Annotated in this window: 14 protein-coding genes; 7 read left to right on the top strand and 7 right to left on the bottom strand. The window is 73.9% G+C overall.

Translation table 11 applies throughout. The annotated features are described in order from the left end of the window. The first annotated feature begins 214 nt into the window (after positions 1-214). The 3 genes from ACFC1R_RS04715 to ACFC1R_RS04705 all read left to right on the top strand — a co-directional run bounded on the left by ACFC1R_RS04715 (position 215) and on the right by ACFC1R_RS04705 (position 3,983). A complete protein-coding gene (locus ACFC1R_RS04715; RefSeq protein WP_375932664.1) occupies positions 215-748 on the top strand; it encodes a hypothetical protein in 534 nt (177 codons plus the stop codon). A gap of 54 nt (positions 749-802) precedes the next feature. Continuing rightward, positions 803-2,242: an FG-GAP-like repeat-containing protein gene (locus tag ACFC1R_RS04710; protein WP_375932661.1), complete on the top strand. Its 1,440-nt coding sequence runs from the start codon at positions 803-805 to the stop codon at positions 2,240-2,242. A 169-nt stretch (positions 2,243-2,411) separates the two neighbouring features. Further along, on the top strand, positions 2,412-3,983 hold the full coding sequence (locus ACFC1R_RS04705) for an FG-GAP-like repeat-containing protein (RefSeq protein WP_375932658.1): 1,572 nt from the start codon (positions 2,412-2,414) through the stop codon (positions 3,981-3,983). Positions 3,984-4,214: 231 nt separating this feature from the next. Here the strand turns inward: ACFC1R_RS04705 and ACFC1R_RS04700 are convergent, their stop codons facing one another. Continuing rightward, a complete protein-coding gene (locus tag ACFC1R_RS04700; protein WP_045305661.1) occupies positions 4,215-4,661 on the bottom strand; it encodes a universal stress protein in 447 nt (148 codons plus the stop codon). Positions 4,662-4,916: 255 nt separating this feature from the next. Here ACFC1R_RS04700 and ACFC1R_RS04695 point away from each other — a divergent pair, with 255 nt between their 5' ends. Beyond that, positions 4,917-5,414 carry a MarR family winged helix-turn-helix transcriptional regulator gene (locus tag ACFC1R_RS04695; RefSeq protein WP_375932655.1) on the top strand — a complete coding sequence of 166 codons (498 nt, stop codon included), beginning with the start codon at positions 4,917-4,919 and terminating at the stop codon, positions 5,412-5,414. Positions 5,415-5,429: 15 nt separating this feature from the next. On the opposite strand, the gene ACFC1R_RS04690 is transcribed toward ACFC1R_RS04695, so the two are convergent. Then, complete coding sequence (locus ACFC1R_RS04690; protein WP_375932652.1) at positions 5,430-6,194, bottom strand: methyltransferase domain-containing protein; 765 nt, start codon at positions 6,192-6,194, stop codon at positions 5,430-5,432. A 166-nt stretch (positions 6,195-6,360) separates the two neighbouring features. Here ACFC1R_RS04690 and ACFC1R_RS04685 point away from each other — a divergent pair, with 166 nt between their 5' ends. Beyond that, the gene (locus tag ACFC1R_RS04685; protein WP_375932649.1) at positions 6,361-7,389 is read left to right on the top strand and encodes an aminoglycoside phosphotransferase family protein; all 1,029 of its coding nucleotides are present in this window, start codon (positions 6,361-6,363) and stop codon (positions 7,387-7,389) included. A gap of 197 nt (positions 7,390-7,586) precedes the next feature. Here the strand turns inward: ACFC1R_RS04685 and ACFC1R_RS04680 are convergent, their stop codons facing one another. Next, positions 7,587-9,803 (bottom strand): amino acid adenylation domain-containing protein, encoded by a 2,217-nt coding sequence (locus ACFC1R_RS04680; RefSeq protein WP_375932646.1) that lies wholly within the window; start codon positions 9,801-9,803, stop codon positions 7,587-7,589. Positions 9,804-10,084: 281 nt separating this feature from the next. On the opposite strand from ACFC1R_RS04680, the gene ACFC1R_RS04675 reads away from it, so the two are divergent. Next, the gene (locus ACFC1R_RS04675) at positions 10,085-10,909 is read left to right on the top strand and encodes an ABC transporter ATP-binding protein (protein WP_375932643.1); all 825 of its coding nucleotides are present in this window, start codon (positions 10,085-10,087) and stop codon (positions 10,907-10,909) included. Between the two features lie 288 nt (positions 10,910-11,197). Here ACFC1R_RS04675 and ACFC1R_RS04670 read toward each other — a convergent pair whose 3' ends face one another. The 4 genes from ACFC1R_RS04670 to ACFC1R_RS04655 all read right to left on the bottom strand — a co-directional run bounded on the left by ACFC1R_RS04670 (position 11,198) and on the right by ACFC1R_RS04655 (position 14,454). Continuing rightward, positions 11,198-12,031, bottom strand: a complete 834-nt coding sequence (locus ACFC1R_RS04670) for a putative protein N(5)-glutamine methyltransferase (protein ID WP_375932640.1) — start codon at positions 12,029-12,031, stop codon at positions 11,198-11,200. Between the two features lie 291 nt (positions 12,032-12,322). Beyond that, a complete protein-coding gene (locus ACFC1R_RS04665) occupies positions 12,323-12,811 on the bottom strand; it encodes a glutathione peroxidase (RefSeq protein ID WP_375932637.1) in 489 nt (162 codons plus the stop codon). Positions 12,812-12,905: 94 nt separating this feature from the next. Continuing rightward, positions 12,906-13,616 carry an ester cyclase gene (locus tag ACFC1R_RS04660; protein WP_375932634.1) on the bottom strand — a complete coding sequence of 237 codons (711 nt, stop codon included), beginning with the start codon at positions 13,614-13,616 and terminating at the stop codon, positions 12,906-12,908. Between the two features lie 76 nt (positions 13,617-13,692). Then, a complete protein-coding gene (locus tag ACFC1R_RS04655; RefSeq protein WP_375932631.1) occupies positions 13,693-14,454 on the bottom strand; it encodes an SDR family oxidoreductase in 762 nt (253 codons plus the stop codon). Between the two features lie 133 nt (positions 14,455-14,587). Between ACFC1R_RS04655 and ACFC1R_RS04650 the strand changes: the two genes are divergently transcribed. Then, positions 14,588-15,658 carry a LysR family transcriptional regulator gene (locus tag ACFC1R_RS04650; protein WP_375932627.1) on the top strand — a complete coding sequence of 357 codons (1,071 nt, stop codon included), beginning with the start codon at positions 14,588-14,590 and terminating at the stop codon, positions 15,656-15,658. Positions 15,659-15,695: the final 37 nt, after the last annotated feature.

Genomic DNA, 15,695 nt, shown 5'->3' with positions numbered 1-15,695 from the left:
GCGGGGTACGAATCCGTCATATCAGCCATCGCCCCCGTCGGCCGGCGACACAATCTCCTTCCCGGGAACGGTGCCGTTCGAAATTCCCGGTATATGGGAAACGAATTCGACTTGACGATCCGCAGGCCGGGTCGGATAGTTTCCCCGCATCACCGGGGCATAAAACGCCATCCGCAGTGATGAATACCCGCCCTTTGACGCAAGGGAATCCCTGATGACATCACGTGCCCGCAAGCTGTTCGTCGCTCTGGCCTCCACCATCGCCCTGGCCGGTGCCGGCGCCCCGGCTCTCGCCTGGGCCGCGCCCACTGCCGGCCCGGCGTCCGGCGCGGCCGCCGCTCCGACCGCGTCCGCCACGCCCGGTGCCGACGCCGACACCCCGCCGTCCGCGGTCGAGGACTTCTCCTACCCGGACGCGGCCCGGATCCTGCAGGACAAGAAGATCAAGCTGATCAAGGGCGACGGGCACATCATGCTCACCGACTGCGGCGCCTCGGACCAGCAGATCCACGTCATGAGCACCACCGGCGACGTGTGCTTCAGGACTCTCGGCAAGACCGGCTACCTCAGCCTGGAGATCCCGCGGGTCTTCTACCTGGAGACGGTCGACCACCCGATCAGCGCCGACCTCAGCGCCAACGGCACGACCAAGACCGTCAACATCGCCCAGGGCGGCTTCCAGAGCGTCGGCGAGGGCACTCCCGGCGGCGCCCGCTCCGTCCTGCTGGAGCTCCGCGTCACCGGCTGACCCGCACCACGCCGAACCCGACATCCCAACGCACAGACACCCTGGGGGGATCACATGACCACGACCCGTCCACGCGGCCGATGGGCCGCAGCTCTCGTCGCCACCGCGTTCTGCGCCGGCATCGCCACCACCGCCACCACCGCAAGCGCCCTCGTGGGTGACTCCGCGTCAGCCGACGCGTACGCCTTCACCGCGAAGCTCGACATCGGCGGCAAGCGGAGCTGCTCCGGAGCGCTGGTCGACCCGCGGTGGGTGGTCACCGCGGCAAGCTGCTTCGTGGACCAGCCGGCCCAGGGCGCCAAGCCCGCCGCGGGCGCGCCCAAGGACCGGACCACGGTGACGGTCGGTCGCGGCAACCCGGCCACCTCGGCCGGGCACGTCGTCGACGCGGCCGAGCTGGTGCCGCGCGACGACCGCGACCTGGTCATGGTCAGGCTGGCCCAGCCGGTCTTCGACGTCACCCCGCCGGCACTGGGTACGTCGGCCCCGGCCAAGGGCGACACCCTGCGCGTCACCGGCTTCGGCCGCACGAAGGACGAGTGGGTCCCGGACCGGCTCCACGCCGCCGACTTCGGGGTGGACTCGGTCGGCGCAGCCACCATCGGTGTCGTCGGGAAGTCCCCGTCGGGCGCGAGCATCTGCAAGGGCGACACCGGCGGCCCGGCGTTCCGGGAGAGCAACGGCCGGACCGAGCTCGTCGGCGTGAACAGCCTTTCCTGGCAGGGAGGTTGCCTCGGCAGCAGCGAAACCCGCACCGGCGCCGTGGAGGTGCGCACGGACGACGTCGCCGGGTGGATCGACACGGTCCGCAACCGCCGCTCCGCCGCCGTGGACGAGGTGGGCGGCGCCGGCCGGTTGCGCTTCGCCGACTTCGACGGCGACGGCAAGCCCGACTACGTCACGATCGAGGACGACGGTTCGGTGAACGTCTGGCTCAACCACGGTGGCGACCCCGCGGGCGGCTGGCAGTCCCTGGGCCGGGTCGCCACCGGTGTCACCACCGACCGCAGCCGGGTCAGGCTCGCGGACTTCGACGGTGACGGCCGGGCCGACTACATCGTGATCAACCCCGACGGCTCGGTGAACGTCTGGCTCAACCGAGGAGGCGACCCCGCCGGTCCGAACGGCTGGCAGCCCATCGGCCGCGTCGCCACCGGTACCACCACCCGGCAGGACCAGGTCCGGTTCGCCGACTTCGACGGCGACGGCCGGACCGACTACCTGACCATCAGCGACGACGGCTCGGTGAACGTCTGGCTCAACCGCGGTGGTGACCCCGCCGGCGGAAGCGGCTGGCAGAGCATCGGCCAGGTCGCCACCGGCCTGACCACCGACCAGAACTCCGTCTTCCTCACGGACTTCACCGGCGACGGCAGGGCCGACTACCTCTGGAACCCCGGTGACGGGAGCACCCACGCGGCGGCCAACCACGGCGGCGACCCGGCCGGCGCAGGCGGCTGGGCGGACCTCGGACGGATCGCCACCGGCGCCTGATCCCGCCTCGGCGAGCGGGTGGGCACCCGACCCGGCGGGTTGGGCGCCCACCCGCTCGCGTGACCGCCCACCCGCTCGGCGCGCCGCACGACACGCGAAGCGGTCGTGCCCCACCGCGAAAACCACGGCCGGCCACCACCGGCCCCGTTCGAAAACCGGATCCTCTGCCATGAAACTCACCGTCACCCGCACCCTGGCGGTGCTGACCGCCCTGACCGGCGTCAGCCTCGGTCTCGCTCCGACCGTCGCCCTCGCCGCGCCGAAGCCCGCGCCGCCCCTGGTCAAGGTCATGCCGCTCGGCGACTCGATCACCGCCGGCGCCGGCAGCTCCACCGGTGCGGGCTACCGGGCGCCGCTGTGGGACCTGACCGCGCAGCAGTCCCCCTACACCATCGACCTGGTCGGCTCGGGATCCGCCGGAAGCGTGCCGGACCCGGACCACGAGGGCCACAGCGGCTACCGGATCGCACAGATCCAGGCCGGCATCGACAACTGGCTGTCGGCCGCCGACCCGGACGTCGTCCTGCTGCACCTGGGCATCAACGACCTGAAGTGGGACAAGGACGCCGACGCGGTGCAGGCCGCGCACCGACTGTCCGACCTCGTCGACCGCATCTACGCCGACAAGCCGCGGGTGACCGTCATCCTCCAGGGACTGCTCACCGCCACCCCCGGGCTCGAACAGAAGACGGCGGACTTCAACAGCACGGTCAGCGCCCTCCAGGCCGACAGGCAGCGGGCCGGCCGGCACTTCCGGTACGTGGCACCGGCCGCCCTCGATCCCGCCGCCGACCTGCCCGACCAGCTGCACCCGAACGACAACGGCTACCGGAAGATGGCCCAGGTCTTCCACGCTGCCCTCGACCGGGTCGTGGCCGACGGCTGGGCCTCCCGACCCGCCGTCCCCCGGGCCGGCACCGAGGCCGGTGGCAGCGGCCGCGTACGGTGGGCCGACTTCGACGGCGACGGCCGACCCGACTACGTCACCATCAGCGACGACGGTTCGGTGAACGTCTGGCTCAACCACGGTGGCGACCCCGCGGGCGGCTGGCAGTCCCTGGGCCGGGTCGCCACCGGTGTCACCACCGACCGCAGCCGGGTCAGGCTCGCGGACTTCGACGGCGACGGCAGGGCCGACTACATCGTGATCAACCCCGACGGTTCGGTGAACGTCTGGCTCAACCACGGTGGTGACCCCGCCGGCGGAGGCGGCTGGCAGTCCATCGGCCGGGTCGCCACCGGCACCACCACCCAGCAGGACCAGGTCCGGTTCGCCGACTTCGACGGCGACGGCAAGGCCGACTACCTCGTCATCGCCGACGACGGCTCCGTCACCGCCTACCTCAACCGTGGCGGCGACCCCGCAGGCGCGGGCGGCTGGGTCGGCCTCGGGCAGGTCGCCACCGGTGTCACCACCGACCGAAGCCGCGTCAGGCTCGCCGACTTCGACGGCGACGGCAAGGCCGACTACCACGTCATCAACCCCGATGGCAGCGTCACCACCTGGCTGAACCACGGCGGCGACCGACACGGCGGCTGGCAGTCCATCGGGCGGATCGCGACCGGTGTCACCACCGACCACACCGGCGTCCAGCTCGTCGACTTCACCGCCGACACGCACGCCGACTACCTCCACACCGAGGCGGACGGCCGTGTCACCGCGTATGCCAACAACGGTGGCGACCCCGCCGGCGCGAACGGCTGGAGTGACCTCGGTGAGATAGCCACCGGCAACGTCTGACCATCGACGCCTCCGCACTCGCCCGCGACGGTCCGGTGGCAGGGCGCAGCGGGATCGGGTCGGTGGTGCGGGCGGCGGGAAGCCGTGCGGCGGGGACCGCTACGATGCCGGGCCCACCGCCGCCCGGTCGGCACGGGCTCACCGAGGCCCCACCGACCGTCCTTCAGGATCGGGAGGTGTCCGCGTCGTCCAAAGCCCGACGGCCGGGGGATCCGTCCATCGAACGCCCCCTCAGGGCACCACGGTGACCGGCCAGCGCGCGGCCTTGACCAGGCGGACGGCGAGTGAGCCCATCACCCGGTGACCGGCCTGCTCGGAGGCGCCGACCACCACGGCGTCGGCGCGCAGGCCGTCCGCCGTGTCGGCGAGACCGGTGAACGGGTCGCCGACCAGGGTGTGGAACTCCCAGTGGACGCTGAAGGTCGAGCCGAGCCGTTCGGCGGCCTCGCGGGCCTGCTGCACGATCTCCTCGGCGACGCTCTCGGTGGTGCCGCCGAGCTCGCCGCCGAAGCCGGTCATCGCCAGCATGGCGGACACCGGCTGGACGTACACCAGCGCGAGCTTCGAGCCCTGTCGGCGAGCCAGTCCGGCGGCGTAGGCGGCGGCTCGCCAGGACGAGTCCGAGCCGTCCACGCCGACGACGATCACCTTGGGGCCGTCCGTGCCGCGTTCGAACATCGCCGCGCCTTCCCTGGGGAACGTGTGACCCCAGTCTACGGACGGCCTGCCGGGGCGGCGGGCGCAGGGCGGGGGAGCAGGGCGCGGGGTGGCGGTGACCCGGTGGCCGCGCGACAGGGCCTCGGCCACCGCTCGCCCCCCGTGCCTCCGTCTGCCCCGAGGACGGTGACGCGCACGGTGCCCGGCTCCTCCACCGGGTGGCCGTGACGGCCTGCCTGTCACTTAGCGCTAAGGCATGACCACTACACTGGGCCGATGGCAGATCACGTCGACCGCGTAGTGGAGCAGTGGGCTGCGGAGCGCCCCGATCTGGACGCGTCGCCGATGGCGGTGATCGGTCGGCTGAAGCGCCTCTCGCGGCTGGTCGAGTCCGAGCTGCGCCGGACCTTCGCCGAGCACGGGCTCGACGCCGCGTCGTTCGACGTCCTCGCCACGCTGCGCCGCAGCGGGCCGCCCTACCGGCTCACCCCGACCGGGCTGATGCGCGCGTCGATGATCACCTCGGGGGCGGTCACCCAGCGGCTCGACCGGCTGGAGGCGCGCGGTCTGGTGGCGCGCGTCTCCAGCGAGTCGGACGGCCGCAGCGTGCTCGTCGAGCTCACCGATGAGGGCCGCGAACTCGTCGACCGGGCCCTGCCCGATCACCTCGACACCGAGCACCGCCTGCTCGCCGGGCTCACCGGACCGCAGCGGGCGGCCCTGGCCGAGTCGCTCCGGACCCTCCTGGAGTCGCTCGGGGACAGTGCGGACTGACCCCCTGCGGCCCGCTCAGTCGAGGGCCAGCACCGCGAGGTCGTACCGCTCCGGGACGGGCCAGGGTGCGGCGGCCGGTTCGGACGCCGCGTCACCTGCCAGGCGGCGCAGCCCGTTCTCGAACTCCTCCGTCGTCAGACAGCCGAACTTCGACTGCGGCCGGGTGCTCATCCGCTCGTGGTAGGCCCGCAGGCCCGGGGTGACCGGCTGGGCGAAGGAGGTGACCTCCCGGACGGCGAAGCCCGCTCGGGTGAAGTCCGCGAGGACCTCCTCGCGGCCGGGGAACCGCTGCTCGTCCACGGCCCGCAGCCGGGGCCAGTAGTCGTAGACGAGTGCGTCCAGCCGCTCCCGGAACGTCGTACGGATCACCGCCACCCCGCCGGGCCGCAGGACGCGCGCCAACTCCCGGGCGCACGACGGGCGGTCGGGCAGATGGTGCACCACCCGGGAGAGCAGAGCGAGGTCGAAGCTCTGCGCGCGGGTCGGCACCGCCTCCGCGCTGCCGACCACGTAGTGGACGCCGGGGTGCGCGTTGTGCCGCCGTGCCTGCTCCAGCATCGGTACCGAGGGATCGACCCCCAGCACGGGAGCGGCCCGCTGCCAACGGGCCAGCGCCGCACAGAACATGCCGGTGCCCGCGCCGATCTCCAGCACGGCGGGAGCCGGGCGCGGTGCGAACGAAGCGATCAGCCCCGCCCAGGCGCGGAGCGAGGACTCCGGCATCCCGTTGCCCGCCTGGTAGGCGCCGGCCAGGCGTACGTCGTCGTGTAGTCGCGTCATCACGCGATCCTCGCGGGTAACCCGCCTCTGCGGCAAGGGCGTTGGGCATGTGCCGACGGCAGCTTCGGCCGGTCCCGGTCCCGCCGGGAAACCGTTGGACAGGGTGGCGGGGTCGTCCTCTACCGTGCACTGCGGAAGATCGGCGGGTCCGGCGGGAGGTCGGGGTATGTGGTCGGAGGTTCCGTTCGGGGACGGCCTGCGGGCCGGACTGGGTGCGCTCCGGCGGCCCCGTCGGCTGGCCAGCAGTCCGCGCTCACGGGTCTGGCGGGCGGAACTCGCCCGAGGGCCCGTGGTGGTGAAGCAGCTCGTGGCGGGGCCCGGCGCCGAGGAGCGGTACGACCGTGAGGTGGCCGCGCTGCGGATCGCCGCCCGGACGCGGACGCCGGTGGTGCCCGTCCTGCTCGGTACCGACCCCGAGGAGCGCGTCCTGGTGCTGGAGCACCTGGAGCACCGGCGCCCGTCCGGCGACTGGATCGTCGGCTACGCCGGGGCACTGGCCCGGCTGCACGCCACGGCAGGTCCGCAGGACGCCGGCGCGCTGCCCCGCTGGCAGGGGCCGGACCGGGGGGACATCGACTCCTTCCTCGGGCTGGCCGAGACGCTGGGGGTCCCGGTGGCGCCCGGTGTCCGGGGGGAGTTGGACGATCTCGTGCACCGGCTCGGGGAGGCGCCCGGACACGCCCTGCTGCACGGGGATCCGTGCCCCGGCAACGACCTGCACACCGGCGACGGGGTCAGGTTCATCGACTTCGAGCAGGCCTCGCTGGGCAGCGGGCTGATGGAACTCGCCTATCTGCGGATCGGCTTCCCGACCTGCTGGTGCGTCACCGCCGCCGCCGATCCGCTGCTGGACCGGGCGGAGCGCGCCTACCGTGAGGAGTGGCGCACGGCGACCGGCACCGGGCTGCGGGACGGTCTCGCCGACGCCTGCGCCGGCTGGCTGATCCGGGGCGACGCGCTGGTCCAGCGGGCCCAGCGCGGAACCACCGACCAACTGGCCCGGATTCCGGAACGGGACTGGAAGTGGGGCACCGTGACCGCCCGGCAGCGACTGGCCCACCGCCTCGGCGTGGTGGGCCGGATGGCGGCGGACCGCCCGGAACTCCGTGACCTGGGCCGGCTCGGCACGGACCTCCGCCAGCGGATGCTTACCCGCTGGCCCGGGCTCCGGCCCGTGCCGTCGGAGCGGCCGTGACCGCCGGCGCGCTCGGTGCGGCAGCCGTCGCGTGCCCCGGTGCTCCGTCACGCCGGGGCCGGACCGGGCCGCCGTTCCTCCGAGAGAAGGCCCGCCGGGCCGGCCGGGCCCGCCATCGGGCCGTGCCCGGCCGGTCGCCGGCTCCGGCTCCGCGGCCGATGGCCGGCCGGACACCGTCCCGCCCCGCCTCCGGCCGCTCAGCGGGTGCCCGTGGAGGTACCGGCGGACTTCGGCGGCTTCCAGGCGAAGAACCGTACGACGACCAGGGCGGCGATGATCAGGGTCACGTTGAAGCCGTAGACCAGGGCGGCCTGACGCGGCCAGTCGGTGGCGCGGCTGGTGCGGTACCAGTTGTCCTGCGGCCACCAGGCGATCAGCAGCCAGGCGACGGCGAGGAGCGTCGAGGTGGTCAGCAGTGGCGGCCGGGCTGGCTGCTGGCGCTCCAGGACCGGTCGGCCGAGGACGAGGAAGGCCACGCCCGCGCCGAACCCCAACCACTCGGCGATGTAGAGCAGTTCGAAGAGCAGGGCCCAGGGCGACGGTACGGCGGAGAGATCGGTCGAGCCCGGCCAGAAGAGATCGGTGCCGGCGAAGGCCAGGGAGGCGACGAACAGCGTGATCAGCGCGCCCGCCGTCCCCAGGTCGGACGAGGTCTCGCCGCGCGCGGCGCGGACCGGCCCGTAGCCCGCCTTGGCGCTGCCGAGCGGGCGCGCCCCGGCCTTGGCCGAGCCCCGACGGGCGGCGGGGGCCGGTCGTGACCCGGGTGCGGCGGCGTGGCCGCGCGGGGCCGGCAGCGGCAGGCTGCGGCGGTCCAGCTTGCCCGCCCGGGTGCGCGGCAGGGTGGGCAGCGGCACCACCGCGTCCGGTATCAGCCGGTCCGGCAGCCGCTCGGCGAGGTACGCGCGTAGGGCCCAGCCCTCGGCCACGCCGTCCGCGTCCGTGCCGTCCGCCGGGGAGCCGGCTGCGGCATCCCGGGCCGGAGCGGCGGTCACCACGTAGGCGACGAGCCGGGGTTGGTCCGACGCCGTCCGGATCCGGGCGACCGCGCTCTCCCGGACACCCGGGTGGCCGCGCAGGACCGCCTCGACCTCGGCGACCTCGGCGAGCTCGGTGACGGTGCCGGCCTCGCCCGCGGCCGGCCCGTCGGCGTCCCGGCCCAGGTACTCCAGGCGGCCGTCGGCACGCAGCCGTCCGATGTCGCCGGTGCGGTAGACCCGGCCGTCCTGGTCGAGGTCGGTGGAGCGGAAGCGGGCCGCGGTGAGATCGGGCCGGTTGAGGTAGCCGCGGCCGACGCCGGGGCCGGCGAGGCAGATCTCGCCCGGCTGCCCCTGCGGCACCGGCCGCCCGGCCGGATCCAGCAGGTGGACCCGGGTGCCCGGGAACGGCCGTCCGATCAGCGAGATCAGCTCGGCCTGCTCCGGGGCCTCGGTCAGCGTCGAGCTGTCGAAGTACGTGCTGTCGACGGCCGCCTCGGCGACGCCGTACACGTTGACGTGGCGGACCCCGGGGCCGAGGTAGCGCTGGAGGCGCAGCTGCTCGTCCAGGTACCACTTCTCCGCGCCCACCGAGAGCAGCCGGACCTCACCCAACTCCAGCCCGCGCGGCCGGAGATGGGCGAACAGGCGCCTGAGCGTGTGGACGTTGGTCTCCATCACCGTCACCCCCTCGCGCAGCACCAGCTCGTGCAGCTCGGAGATCTCCGCCGTGCGGTCCAGGGTGAAGTTCCGCCGGGCCATCACCAGCGTGCCGCCGCTGCCCAGCGCCCGGATCCAGTCGGCGGTGAAGACGTCGAACTCCAGCGTTGCCGTCTGCAGGAACCGGTCGGTGGCGGAGAGCCGGTAGACCGACTGCCAGCCCCGGTACGCGTGCAGCAGGTTGCGGTGCTCGATCAGCGCCCCCTTGGGCGTCCCGGTGGAGCCCGAGGTGTAGAACACGCAGGCCAGGTCGGACGGTTGGACCCGGACGCCGAGCGGGGTCGCCGGCTGGGCGGCGATCGAGGCGGCGGAGGTGTCCACGCACAGCACGGTGCGGCTGCTCGCGTCCGTGAGCCTGACCCGGTACGCCTCCTCGGTGACCAGCACCAGCGGGTCCGCCTCCGAGAGTACGTGGCGGACGGTGGGGTCGGGGCCCGTCGGCTCCAACGGGACGTACGCGGCACCCGACTTGAGCACCGCCAGCAGCGCCGTCAGCAGCCCGGGGCCGCGACCGAGTGCGACCGCCGCCAGGCCGCCGGGGCCGAGACCAAGTTCGGCCAGCCGACGGGCCAGTCGCTCCGCCCCGGCATCCAGCTCCGCGTAGGTGAGCCGCTCGGTGCCGCAGATCACGGCGACCGCCTCGGGCGTCCGCCGGGCGTGCTCCTCGAACAGCTGGTGGACGGCCTGCGCCTCCCCGGGCGCATCTGTCTCCCTGGCCATTGCTCGTTCCCTCCCTTTCGGTGGACCGATCGGATCCTCCCCATCCCCACTGACAGTGTGCGGCCAGATCGGCTGAGTGATCCTCCCCGGGTACGGAGTAGTTGCACACCTGTCACCGCTTCGGGACGGTACGGGTGGTAGCGGCCCGGCCGCCGGGCCGGCCCCGGACCGGTGACCGCTCGGGGACGGCCGGGCCCGTGACCGCCGGATGGACGGTCCGGCCGCCGGGACGGCCGCGCTGTTAGCCTGGCGCACGATCGTTCGTACCGAGGAGGACCGGCATGGCGCGCGTCGAACCACCGCCCGGGGGACCGCTGCTGCGCACCCGTGAGGTGGACGTCGTACGCGACGGCCGCTACCTGCTGCGATCGATCTCGCTGACGGTCGAACCGGGCCAGCACTGGGCCCTGCTCGGCGCCAACGGGGCGGGCAAGAGCACCCTGCTCGGCCTGCTGGGCGCGGTCTCCCACCCCACCCACGGCGAAGTCCACGTCCTCGGCAGACGGTTGGGAACGGTGGACATCCGGTCGCTGCGCACCCACCTCGGGCACGTCAATCCACGGCACCCGCTGCGCACCCCGCGCAGCGTTCGCGAGGTGGTGCTCACCGGCCTCACCAACAGCATCGAGCCCGAACCCCGCTGGCAGCCCACCGCCGAGCAGAGCGCCCACGCCGAGCGGCTGATGGACACCATGGGCCTGGCCAGGATCGCCGGCTCGCCCTGGACCGCGCTCTCGCAGGGCGAACGCGGCCGTGTCCTGATCGCCCGCGCCCTGATGCCCAGGCCCGGGCTGCTCCTGCTCGACGAGCCCGCCACCGGACTCGACCTCACCGCCCGCGAACTCCTGCTCGGCAGCCTGGACCTGCTCCGCTCCCAGCACCCCGAGCTCGCCACCGTGCTGGTCACCCATCACCTGGAGGAACTCCCGGAGACCACCACGCACGCCCTGCTGCTGCGCGAGGGCGAGTGCGTGGCGTCCGGTCCGGTGGACCAGGTGATGACCACCGAGCTGATCAGTGCTTGCTTCGGCCACCCGATCCGGATCAGCCGGGTGGACGGCCGCTGGAGCGCCCGCGCCGAGCCCCGCCGCCCGGCGGACGTCTGAGGCCGCCGGGCGCCCCCGCCGGGACGCAGGTGCTCCCACGGGACGGCGGAGGCGGGCGGCGGGCAGTCCCACGGCCCGGCGGAGGCGGGCGGCGGGCGGTCCCACGGGACGGGTTGGCCCGGGCAATCGGCCTGGAACTCCTCGCGCCCCGCCTCCAGTTGGACCTCGTCGGTGTCGAGCTGGGTCTGCAGCCGAGCCGGCCGTTCCCGGAGCAGTCGGGCCGTCGTCCCGGTACCGTCCGGATGCGCCTGCAGGGCGTCCAGCTCTCGGCGCCGTCCGGGTGCAGCCTCAGCAGGCCGTTCGGGGTGCCCGGCCGGCGCCGGTGCGGGCCGGTGCGGGCCTGGTCCCGATGACGACGGTGGCGTCCAGGTCGTCGCAGCCGGCCACCCGTACGGTGAGGCCGCCGGCGGTGCAGGCCGCCGCGGTCCGCGGGACCTGCCGCTCGCTCGTCTCGATCAGCAGGTGGCCGCCGGGGGCCAGCCAGCGGACGGCCTCCGCGGCCACCCGGCGCTGGATGTCGAGGCCGTCCGCGCCGCCGTCGAGCGTCACCAGCGGCTCGTGGTCACGCGCCTCCGGCGGCAGGAACCTGATCTCGTCGGTGGGTACGTACGGCGCGTTGGCGATCAGGACGTCGACGCGCCCCCGGAGCGTGTCCGGCAGCGGGTCGTAGAGGTCGCCCTCGTACACCCGGGCGTTGGCCGCGGTGATGTTGCGACGGGCGCACCGCACGGCGGGGGGCTCGATGTCGGAGGCGTGCAGCTCGATCCCGTCCAGGGACGAGAGCAGGGCGGCACCCACCGCGCCCGAACCGCAGCAGAGGTCGACCACCACGGCACCCGGCCCGGCCAGCGCGGCGGCCTGCCGGGCCAGGAACTCGGTCCGGCGGCGGGGGACGAAGACCCCGGGGTCGACACGGACCCGCAGGCCGCAGAACTCGGCCCAGCCCAGGACGTGTTCGAGGGGCAGACCGGTGACCCGGCGGTCCACCATGCCGGCGAGCTCGGCCGGTGTGCGGGCGGTGGAGATGATCAGCCGCGCCTCGTCCTCGGCGAAGACACAGCCGGCGGCGCGCAGCCTGGTGACGATGGTGGAGCGAAGGAGGGATGACGAGAAGACCGGCACGGGAACCTTTCGGGAAGCCTGTGGGCACTCCCGCGGTCGCCAGCTATGCCGGAGGGACCGCACGGTCGTGAGGGGGGAGCACCCGACCTGATACAGCGGTGATTGGTCCCACCTCCTCGACTCGTCAACTGTTGTCCACTCGTGGACACGGGAAACAGTACATGATCCCCGTCCTGCGGCGACCCGGTCCCGACGGCCAGGCCCGAGGACACGCCCGGAGGTACTCCCAACGGCGCGCCCCGGCCCGGAGACTGGCTCCGGGCCGGGGCGTACGGGCGTGCGGACGAGAGGTCAGGACGGCAGGTGCGCCTCGATCGCGGCGATCAGCTCGGCCGACTCGGGCTCGGTGCGCGGGCGGAAGCGGCCCACCACGGTGCCGTCGGGAGCGAGCAGGAACTTCTCGAAGTTCCAGGTGATGTCCCCGGCCTCGCCCTCGGCGTCGGCCGCCTTGGTGAGCTCGGCGTACAGCGGGTGCCGGTCGTCCCCGTTGACCTCGATCTTCTCGAAGAGCGGGAAGGACACGCCGTAGGTGGTCGAGCAGAAGGTCTGGATCTCCTCGGCGCTGCCCGGCTCCTGGCCCAGGAACTGGTTGCACGGGAACCCGAGCACGGTGAACCCGCGCTCGGCGTAGCGCTGCTGCAGCTGCTCCAGACCCGCGTACTGCGGCGTCAGACCGCACTTCGACGCGACGTTGACCAGCAGTAGGGCCTTGCCCTTGTGGTCGGCCAGTGAGGCGGGCCGGCCGGACAGGGTGTTCAGCGGGATGTCGTACAGGCTCACGGGGGTGTCCCTTCGGTAGGTAGGTGTTCGCCGGAGCGGACAACTGCCGGTCCGGCCCCGGTGTTCCCGGCCAGCCTGCCATCCCCGGGGCCGGTCAGCGGGCTGCGGGAACGCCGAGCTGGGTGAGCAGGGTCTGGTTGTCCTCGATGTGCCAGTCCTCGGTGATGCGGCCGGTGCCGACGTGCTGGATGTCGATGGCGTTGAACTCCACCCGCTGGCCGCTGCCCCGCACGCCCTCGAACGTGCCGGTGAAGTGGCCCCGGAACACCAGACGGGCCGTGAGCTTGTCACCGGTCACCAGGAGGTCGGAGAGCTCGCAGGTCAGGTCGGGGACGGCGGCGCGGAAGTGCTTCGAGGCGAAGACCGGACCGGACGGCCCCTGCGGGCGGCCTGCGGGCAGGGTGTTGTCGCGGAAGTCCGGGCCGACGGCGGCGTCGAGGTACTGCTGCTTCCCGGTGTCCCAGAACGTGTAGAGCTGTTGGGCGAGCCGGACCTCCAGCGCCGCCCGGCGTTCGCCGAGCGAGCGGTCGACGGTGAGCGACCTGGGCCGTACCAGCCCGGGAGCGCGGTCGACCAGCTGCCAGGGCCAGGAGTGCGGACCGTCCTGGCGGTGGCCGTCGGGGGCGGCGAGGGCGGTGGTGGTGGAGGTGGAGGTGCTGGAGGAGACGGCGGCGGAGGCGGTCGGCCGGTCGGCCGCGACCGCGACGGTCCCGCCGCCGAGGCAGACGGCGACCGCACAGGCGACGAGTGTGCGGGCGGAGAGAGCGCGGGCCGCGAGTGTGCGGGCCGGTGTGCGGAGTTGCATGGTGGTTGCTCCAGATGGGCACGGTGGTGCCCGGTCGGGCGGTCGGGCGGTCGGGCGGTCGGGCGGGGAGGGCGGTTCAGACGAGTCGGCCGCCGCCGTCGACGTGCAGCACGGTGCCGGTGACGTACGGGTTCCCGATGGCGTAGAGCACCGCCTGGATCAGGTCCTCGGGGGTGCCGACGCGTCGGGCCGGGTTGCGCTCGGCCACACCGCGCAGGAACGCCTCCTTGTCCGCGCCGAGTCCGTCCCAGGAGCCGGTGTCGACGATGCCCGGTGAGACGGCGTTCACCCGGACCGGCGCGATCTCCACGGCGAGTGCCTGGACCAGGAACGCCAGCGCCCCGTTGGTGGTGGCCATCACGGTCCGCGAGGGCGCGGGCCGCCAGGCGGCCACACCGGAGAAGAAGGTGAACGAGCCGGCCGGGTCGGCCTGTCCGGCCAGGTGCTTGGCCAGCAGCAGCGGGCCGGTCACCTTCGCTGCGAACGCCCGCTGCACGGCGGCGAGTTCGAGCTCGGCCAGCGGTCCATTGGCCGGCATCGCGGCGGTGGAGACCAGGTGGTCGAAGCGGCCGACCCGGGTGGCGAGCCGGGCGATCGACTCCTCGTCGGCGAGGTCCACCGGGACCACCTGGGCGGGGCCGGCCAGCTCGCCGGCGGTCCATTCCAGCTTGCGCGGGTCGGGACCGGCCAGCACCAGCTCGGCGCCGGCGGCCGAGGCGGCACGGGCGAGCAGCCGGCCGGTACGGGACCCGGCGCCGACCACGACGAGCCGACGGCCTGCGAGGGCGGGCGGGGCTTGGACGGTGGGAGAAGCCTGGAGGGCGGGGGAGGCGGTCATGGGGGCTCCTGGACAGGTGAAGGAAGGGGTGCCGGCCGCCCCGTCCGGTGCGTGGCGGCCACGTCACCACCCTCTCGTCGGGGTCCGTCATGAGTCCAAGGCTTGTGTCTCACCCCAGCGATAAAATCCGTTCATGGCAACGCTGAGGCAGCTCGAATACCTGGCCACCGTGGTCGACACCGGTTCCTTCACCCGCGCCGCCGAGCTGCTGCACGTCACCCAGCCCGCGCTCTCGCACCAGATCCGGGCGCTGGAGCGCTCGGTGGGCGGTCCGCTGCTGGAGCGCCTGCCGCGTTCGATCCGGCTCACTCCCATGGGGCGCGCGGTGATTCCGCACGCCCGCGCCGCCCTGGCCGAGGCCGAGCGCCTGCATGCGGCGGCCCGCCGCGCCTCGGGGCTGGACGGCGGGGAGCTGGAGGTGGCCACCGTCTACTCGATCAGCCTCGGCATCCTCCCGTCGGTCCTGCGCGCCTGGCACGAGCAGCACCCGGGCGTGCGCATCCGCCTGCGCGAGTACCCGCACGCGGCGGAGCTCCAGGCCGCGATGGCCGCCGGGCAGGCGGACCTCGCCGTCGGCCCGACCCCGAACGGGTGGGAGGGGCCGGTCCGCGACCTCGGGGTGGAGGAGTTCGTGCTCGTGCTGCCGATGGACGATCCGTCAGCGGGCGGGGCCGGTGGGGCTGGTGGGGCCGGCAGGGCCGGTCGGGTCGGCGGTGCGGGCGGGGGCGGGGGTGAAGGCGGCCGGGCCGCGGACCGCGTCGCGCTCGCCGCGCTGGCCGACCGGGACTGGGTGCACTACGCCCCGGGGAACGGGCTCGCCGACCTCCTCGACCGGGTCTGCCTGGAGGCCGGGTTCCGGCCGCAGGTGGCGATCAGAGCGGAGCAGACCTCCGCCGTACCGCTGCTGGCCGCAGCGGGGCTGGGCCCGGCCCTCGTGCCGGCCAACATCATCCCGCCCCGGTTCGACGGCCTCGTCCTCCCGCCCGACCCGCCGGTGCGCCGTACCCTCACCGCCTACACCCGGACCAGGCCCGACCCGCTCACCACGGCCTTCGCCGAGCTGCTGGCCCGCCGGGCCTGCCTCCTGCCGGAGCACGTCCGCACCCTCGCTGCCAGTGGTGCAGGCGCAGGTGCAGGTACCGCCACCGGCACGGGCACGGGCACAGGTGCCGCCACCGGTACGTCGGACCGGCGGTGGTGCTGAACGGTGCGGCTGCCGTCGGCGCCCGCCGCACCACGGC

Source organism: Kitasatospora sp. NPDC056138 (assembly GCF_042264695.1).
GTDB lineage: Bacteria > Actinomycetota > Actinomycetes > Streptomycetales > Streptomycetaceae > Kitasatospora.
Note: the sequence above shows the minus strand (reverse complement) of the source record. Positions and strands in the feature narration are given on the sequence as shown.

Excerpts from the sequence above, each read along its gene's own strand:
- ACFC1R_RS04715 (WP_375932664.1), top strand. The coding sequence starts at position 215 with ATGACATCACGTGCCCGCAAGCTGTTCGTCGCTCTGGCCTCCACCATC.
- ACFC1R_RS04710 (WP_375932661.1), top strand. The coding sequence starts at position 803 with ATGACCACGACCCGTCCACGCGGCCGATGGGCCGCAGCTCTCGTCGCC.
- ACFC1R_RS04705 (WP_375932658.1), top strand. The coding sequence starts at position 2,412 with ATGAAACTCACCGTCACCCGCACCCTGGCGGTGCTGACCGCCCTGACC.
- ACFC1R_RS04700 (WP_045305661.1), bottom strand. The coding sequence starts at position 4,661 with ATGTTCGAACGCGGCACGGACGGCCCCAAGGTGATCGTCGTCGGCGTG.
- ACFC1R_RS04695 (WP_375932655.1), top strand. The coding sequence starts at position 4,917 with ATGGCAGATCACGTCGACCGCGTAGTGGAGCAGTGGGCTGCGGAGCGC.
- ACFC1R_RS04690 (WP_375932652.1), bottom strand. The coding sequence starts at position 6,194 with ATGACGCGACTACACGACGACGTACGCCTGGCCGGCGCCTACCAGGCG.
- ACFC1R_RS04685 (WP_375932649.1), top strand. The coding sequence starts at position 6,361 with ATGTGGTCGGAGGTTCCGTTCGGGGACGGCCTGCGGGCCGGACTGGGT.
- ACFC1R_RS04680 (WP_375932646.1), bottom strand. The coding sequence starts at position 9,803 with ATGGCCAGGGAGACAGATGCGCCCGGGGAGGCGCAGGCCGTCCACCAG.
- ACFC1R_RS04675 (WP_375932643.1), top strand. The coding sequence starts at position 10,085 with ATGGCGCGCGTCGAACCACCGCCCGGGGGACCGCTGCTGCGCACCCGT.
- ACFC1R_RS04660 (WP_375932634.1), bottom strand. The coding sequence starts at position 13,616 with ATGCAACTCCGCACACCGGCCCGCACACTCGCGGCCCGCGCTCTCTCC.
- ACFC1R_RS04655 (WP_375932631.1), bottom strand. The coding sequence starts at position 14,454 with ATGACCGCCTCCCCCGCCCTCCAGGCTTCTCCCACCGTCCAAGCCCCG.
- ACFC1R_RS04650 (WP_375932627.1), top strand. The coding sequence starts at position 14,588 with ATGGCAACGCTGAGGCAGCTCGAATACCTGGCCACCGTGGTCGACACC.